The organism is Mucilaginibacter antarcticus (assembly GCF_042686155.1).
Classification (GTDB): domain Bacteria; phylum Bacteroidota; class Bacteroidia; order Sphingobacteriales; family Sphingobacteriaceae; genus Mucilaginibacter; species Mucilaginibacter antarcticus.
Genome location: NZ_JBHUON010000051.1, coordinates 1 through 1,119 on the forward strand (window position 1 = coordinate 1; position 1,119 = coordinate 1,119).

Genomic DNA, 1,119 nt, shown 5'->3' on the forward strand with positions numbered 1-1,119 from the left:
CATTGAAGTACGGTATATCTTATAGCCGTGCCTACCGAATAGTGAAATCTCATAAATCAATATTCAAAGAAAAGGCAGTTCAGGAATCACTACCTGAAGATGTAGCGATGTTAAAGGCGCTATTGCGCAAAGAGCGTTTAAAGAATGAGCTTTTAAACAATATTATAGATATAGCAGATAAGGAGCTGGGTGCTAACATCAGAAAAAAGTCTGGCACCAGGCAGTCGGAATAAGCATACAACGACACTCGCGGGGCTTACGCGAGTTATGCGGACTGCTTGGTTACAGCACACAAGCTTATTATCAATATAATCGTCAAACAGAGAAACGTGCATTCACACAGGAAGCACTCATACAGCAAATCATGGAGCATCGTCGTTTGCAGCCGCGAATAGGTACTAGAAAACTGTTAGCATTGATGCAACCAGAGATAGGCCGGGATGCTTTCTTTGAGTTGCTTAGGGATAACGGACTGCTGGTGCGCAGAACACGATATCGTGTTCGCACAACCTTTTCATCCCATCGCTTTAGGAAGTATCCTGATCTGGTCAGGGATATGGTAGCGGAACGCCCCGGTCAGCTTTGGGTGAGTGACATTACTTATATCCGTATTAAACAAGGCTTTGCTTATTTAAGCCTGGTAACGGATGCCTATAGCCGAAAGATCATTGGCTTTTCAGTGAGCCATGATCTTTCTACGGACAGTTGTTTGAAAGCTTTGAGGATGGCCTTAACAAGCCGGCTGAGCGGACAGCCACTGATACATCATTCAGACCGGGGTACACAATACTGCAGTCAGGATTATACCAGGCTGTTAAAAAGCAAAGGTATTGCTATCAGTATGACCCAAAGCGGAAACCCGCGTGATAATGCTATAGCTGAAAGAGTTAATGGAATACTTAAAATGGAATTGTTAAAGGAGAATTATGATAATATCAATATCGCTCACCAAAGCATTAAACAAGCCATTAGTATCTATAATAACTTAAGGCCTCACAGCAGTATCGATATGCTTACTCCAGAAATAGCTCACCGGATGACCGGAACAATCAAACGAAAATGGAAAAACTACTATCCTGAAAAAAATATTCAAACCGTAATTGTGTAAACCTATTTTAG

General features: G+C 42.0%; 1 protein-coding gene and 1 pseudogene. Both read left to right on the forward strand.

Annotation, left to right across the window (positions count from 1 at the left end):
• A pseudogene (locus ACFSYC_RS19590) lies at nt 1-233 on the forward strand (hypothetical protein); the annotation flags it as partial.
• A 2-nt stretch (nt 234-235) separates the two neighbouring features.
• The gene (locus tag ACFSYC_RS19595) at nt 236-1,108 is read left to right on the forward strand and encodes an IS3 family transposase (protein WP_377130565.1); all 873 of its coding nucleotides are present in this window, start codon (nt 236-238) and stop codon (nt 1,106-1,108) included.
• Nucleotides 1,109-1,119: the final 11 nt, after the last annotated feature.